5 protein-coding genes are annotated in these 4,290 nt (G+C 71.3%); 1 reads left to right on the forward strand and 4 read right to left on the reverse strand.

Going from position 1 to position 4,290, the window contains the following annotated elements; all coding sequences use genetic code 11:
- From VF697_RS14530 to glpK, 4 genes are all read right to left on the reverse strand, one after another.
- Window positions 1–588 (reverse strand): EamA family transporter (locus VF697_RS14530; protein WP_331095340.1); only part of this gene is annotated, 588 nt, incomplete at its 3' end.
- Window positions 585–1,820, reverse strand: a complete 1,236-nt coding sequence (locus tag VF697_RS14535; protein ID WP_331095342.1) for a hypothetical protein — start codon at window positions 1,818–1,820, stop codon at window positions 585–587. The genes VF697_RS14530 and VF697_RS14535, both read right to left, overlap by 4 nt.
- On the reverse strand, window positions 1,820–2,131 hold the full coding sequence (locus VF697_RS14540; protein WP_331095344.1) for a 4a-hydroxytetrahydrobiopterin dehydratase: 312 nt from the start codon (window positions 2,129–2,131) through the stop codon (window positions 1,820–1,822). Before VF697_RS14540 ends, VF697_RS14535 begins: the two co-directional genes overlap by 1 nt.
- Window positions 2,132–2,168: 37 nt before the next feature.
- A complete protein-coding gene (glpK, locus tag VF697_RS14545) occupies window positions 2,169–3,653 on the reverse strand; it encodes a glycerol kinase GlpK (RefSeq protein WP_331095346.1) in 1,485 nt (494 codons plus the stop codon).
- Window positions 3,654–3,752: 99 nt separating this feature from the next.
- On the opposite strand from glpK, the gene VF697_RS14550 reads away from it, so the two are divergent.
- Window positions 3,753–4,286, forward strand: a complete 534-nt coding sequence (locus tag VF697_RS14550; protein ID WP_331095348.1) for an FHA domain-containing protein — start codon at window positions 3,753–3,755, stop codon at window positions 4,284–4,286.
- The last annotated feature ends 4 nt before the right edge of the window (window positions 4,287–4,290 follow it).

The raw sequence follows: 4,290 nt of genomic DNA on the forward strand, positions 1-4,290 counted from the left end.
CAGCCCCAGCACCGAGAGCCCCAGCGTCATCGGCACGCCGCGCAGGAAGTTGTCCGCCGTCGCCGCCAGCGGGTCCGCGTTGCCGCGCCCTCGCAGCGAGTACACGCCCCACGCCACGCCCGCCCCCGCCATCAACGTCGCCCCGAGCGGGTCCGGCGCGGTGGCTCCCGGCAGGCGCAACACGAGGAGCCCTCCGAGTGCCATCGCCAGCCCTAGCCACTCCAGGGGCCGGGGGCGCTCGCCCCGGAAGAGGCCCACGCCCAGCATCGTCGCCTGCACGCAGCCGAAGAGGAGCAGGGCGCCCACTCCCGCCGGAATGCGCACGTACGCCAGCGAGAAGCCCGCCGCGTAGGCGAACAGCGCCAGCGCCGAGCCCCATGAGCCCCGGCGCGCTCCGCCTCCGCGCACCCGCAGCAGCAGCGCCAGCACCAGCGCGCCCGAGAGGAGCCGGAGGCTCGTGAAGCTCGCCGCGTCGATGCGCCAGGCCCCGTTCTCCAGCGCCGCCCGGCACAGCAGCGAGTTGGCCGCGAACCCGATGAGCGCCAGCACCGTGAAGGTCGCCGTCCTCCAGGCGGGGCGCTCGCTCATCTCCAGAAGCCCACCGAGATGCCGAAGTTGGAGTAGCGGCGCGACGCATCGAACGAGGCCGTCAGCGCCCAGTCCTCCAAGTAGTGGAACAGGAAGAGCTCGAAGCCTCCCGTGAAGTGGGGCCTCGGCAGGTGGTCCTCGAAGGGCGAGGGCTCGATGAACGTCCCCACCCGCGTGCGCAGCCGCCCCGGCCACGTCTCGTGCTCCACGCCCACGCGTGGCTGCAGCATCCCCGAGGCGCCCACCGTCGTCGGCTCGGTGAGGGCCGTGAACGAGTGCACCGACACCGCGTTCTCCACCCGCGAGATGAAGTCCGTCTGCACGCTGATGAGCCAGCGGCCCGTGGGGGCCCCGGCCGCGTCCTCGGGCGGCACCTCGGAGAAGTGCTCTCCCTCCAGCATCTGCCGGCGCGCCGCAGGGGACAGCCGGTTGTATCTCTCCGCGCCCTCGCCCAGCCGCCAGCTCACGCCCAGCGAGAGCACCGCGGGCGACACCACCGCCGCGTAGAGCTGCCGGCCCGCGAGGAAGGGCACCTGCCCCTCCTGCCGCCGCCAGGCACCCACCACCTCGGGCCGCACCGACACGCCCACCCGGTACGGCCTGCCGAGCGGCCGGTACAGCACATCCAGCGCCAGGCCCGTGTCCCCGTAGCGCCAGTCCCCCTCCGACCTGTGGCTGAAGACGGCCTGCGCGCTGTAGATGCCGAAGCCGAGGATGAACTCGTCCCGCCCCAGGGCCACCGCTCCCGCCAGCGCCGTCTGGAGGAGCGAGACGCGCAGCAAGTCACTCGCGTCACAGTGGAGCGTGTTGCAGTAGCCCACCTGGTAGTTGCGCACGGAGAAGCCGAGCCCGATGTTGCGGTACTGCAGCATCACCGCGCCCAGGAGCTGGAGCGTCTCGGGGGCGTCGTCGGCGAAGCCGTCGTTGTCCAGGTCCTTGCCCTTGGCCTTGGCCAGTGGCAGGTCCAACCAGGACAGGGTGACGCCCACGTCCCAGTCCTTGTTCAGGTACGGGGTGCGGTGGGCGAGCGCGGCCAGGTTGTTGGTGAAGCCGGCCACGCCCTCGGCGATGCCCACGTAGGCGCCACCCAGCGCCACCACGCGCGAGGAGCCCATCAGCACGCCCGAGTTGATGTACAGCCGCTCGGGCCGGGTGGCCGCGGGCACCTCGTCCTGCGCCCACGCCCCCGGAGCCGCCAGCAGCACCACCGACACGAAGAGGACGGCGCGCATCAGCCCTGCTTCGCCACCTGGGTGAACAGCGTGTCCGCCTCGGCCGCCAGCTTCGTGTCGCGCCAGGTGAGACCGCCCGCGTCGTGCGTCACCAGCGCCAGCGTCACCTTGCGCCAGCGGATGTCGATGTCCGGGTGGTGGTCCGCCGCCTCGGCGGCCTTCGCCACCCGGCCCACGAAGTCGATGCCCGCCAGGAAGCTCGGCGCCTCGTAGGTGCGACGGATCATCCCGCCCTCGTGCTTCCACTCGGGGTGCTCGGCGAGGAACTGCTTCAGGGCCTCGGGAGTCAGCTGCGTGCGGTCATAGGCCATCGGGCTCTCCTCCTATCGTGAATGGGGGGATGCTGTCTCAGGCGCGCTCCACCGCGCGCCGCCACTTGACGAGGTGCCGCTCGCGCACTTCCGCCTTCATCTTCGGCTTGAAGACCTTGCCCACCTTCCAGGCGCGGCGGATGGCGTCCGTGCTGCTCCACACCCCCGCTCCCAGGCCCGCCAGGAAGGCCGCTCCCAGGCTGGTCGTCTGAAGGTTCTGCGGGCGCACCACCTCGGTGCCGAGGATGTCCGCCTGGAACTGCATCATCAGGTCATTGGCCGAGGCGCCCCCGTCCACCTTGAAGGCCGGAATCGCCCGGGCGCTGTCGCGGCGCATGGCCTCGGCGAGGTCCTGAATCTGCATGGCCACGCCCTCGAGCGCCGCGCGCGCCAGGTGGGCCACCGTGGTGGAGCGGTCGATGCCGGCGAAGAGGCCGCGCGCCTCGGGACGCCAGTGCGGGGCGCCGAGGCCCGCGAGCGCCGGGACGAAGACGACGTCCCCGCTCTCCTTCACGCTGGCGGCGAGCGGCTCCACGTCCGCGGCCTTCTTGATGACCTTGAGCCCGTCGCGCAGCCACTGCACCGCGGCGCCGGCGATGAAGGAGCTGCCCTCCAGCGCGTACGCCGTCTTGCCGCCAATCCGCCAGGCCACCGTGGTGAGCAGCCCCGCCTTCGAGTACACCGGTGCGTCGCCCGTGTTCATCAGCAGGAAGGCGCCGGTGCCGTAGGTGCACTTGGCCTCGCCGGGGGTGAAGCACGCCTGCCCGAAGAGGGCCGCCTGCTGGTCCCCCGCCATGCCGGTGACGGGGATGCCGTCCGGCAGGCTGCGCATGCCCCGGGTGGTGCCGTAGCTCTCGGCCGAGCCGCGAATCTCCGGCAGGCACGCGCCCGGCACGCCGAAGAGGGAGAGCATGGTCTCGTCCCACTCGAGCAGGGTGACGTTCATCAGCAGCGTGCGGCTGGCGTTGGAGACGTCGGTGACGTGCGACTGGCCCCCCGTCATCTTATAGACGAGCCAGGTGTCGATGGTGCCGAAGCACGCATCGCCCTTCTCGGCGCGCTTCCGGGCCCCCTTCACGTGCTCCATCATCCAGGACAGCTTGGTGCCCGAGAAGTACGGGTCCAACACGAGGCCCGTCGTCTGGCGCACCCGGGGCTCCTCGCCCCGCTCGCGCAGCTGCGCGCACTGCTGCGAGGTGCGCCGGTCCTGCCACACGATGGCGTTGCCCAGGGGCTTGCCGCCCTCGCGCATCCACAGGCCCGCCGTCTCGCGCTGGTTGGTGATGCCCACCGCGGCGATGTCCTTGCCGGCCAGCTCCGCGTCCTTGAGCGCCCGGCGGACGCACTGCTCGACGGTGCCCCAGATTTCCTCCAGGTCGTGCTCCACCCAGGAGGGCTTGGGGAAGTGCTGGGTGAACTCGCGGTACGCGCTGCCCACCACCCGCAGCTTGTCGTCGAGGATGGAGACGTGCGTCCCGGTGGTGCCCTGGTCCACTGCCAGCACGTACTTCGCCTTCGCCATGGATGAAGCCTCCTGAGGCTGCCTGGGTGGTGTGCGGGCGAACCATAACCGAGCCATGGCCCTTGGCACGCGCGCCGTGTGCGCCTACCCTCGCGGCCCATGTCTTCGGTCAAGGAATTGCGAGCGCTGGGGCGGGTGGACGTCGGGACGTTCCTTGCCGAGCATGGGCCCGTGGTGCTGATCCAGCAGCCCCCCTCTCCCGTCTTCCAGCAGGTGGCCCAGCAGATGGGGCAGGCGCGCACGGTGTTCATGGCGCACCGCACCCGGCTGGCGGACCGGCTGATGGCGATGCTGCAGGGCTTCGAGCACCTGCAGGTGGTCTTCCTCAAGCCGAAGATGGATGGCGAGGTGTTCGCCGTGGGACGCATCGAGACGTGCTCGCTCGTCATCCACGACCCGTCCGTCTCCAAGTTCCACGCGCTGATGCGCTGGAGCGCGGCGGAAGGGAGCTGCTACGTGCGCGACGCGGGCTCGATGAATGGCACCTTCGTCAACGCGGTGCCGCTGGGCGACCAGGAGCAGCAGCTCGTCGACGGGGACGGGCTGGCGTTCGGCGACGCGCAGTTCCTCTACGTGCGCTCCGAGACACTGCACGCGCACCTGGGCGCGGCAGCTCCCGGCGCGGCCCGCTGAGTCC

Source organism: Archangium sp., from assembly GCF_036388035.1.
Lineage (GTDB): Bacteria > Myxococcota > Myxococcia > Myxococcales > Myxococcaceae > Archangium.

What these genes read in the sequence shown, in the direction of transcription:
- VF697_RS14535 (WP_331095342.1), bottom strand. Translation starts at nt 1,820, where the DNA reads ATGCGCGCCGTCCTCTTCGTGTCGGTGGTGCTGCTGGCGGCTCCGGGG.
- VF697_RS14540 (WP_331095344.1), bottom strand. Translation starts at nt 2,131, where the DNA reads ATGGCCTATGACCGCACGCAGCTGACTCCCGAGGCCCTGAAGCAGTTC.
- glpK (WP_331095346.1), bottom strand. Translation starts at nt 3,653, where the DNA reads ATGGCGAAGGCGAAGTACGTGCTGGCAGTGGACCAGGGCACCACCGGG.
- VF697_RS14550 (WP_331095348.1), top strand. Translation starts at nt 3,753, where the DNA reads ATGTCTTCGGTCAAGGAATTGCGAGCGCTGGGGCGGGTGGACGTCGGG.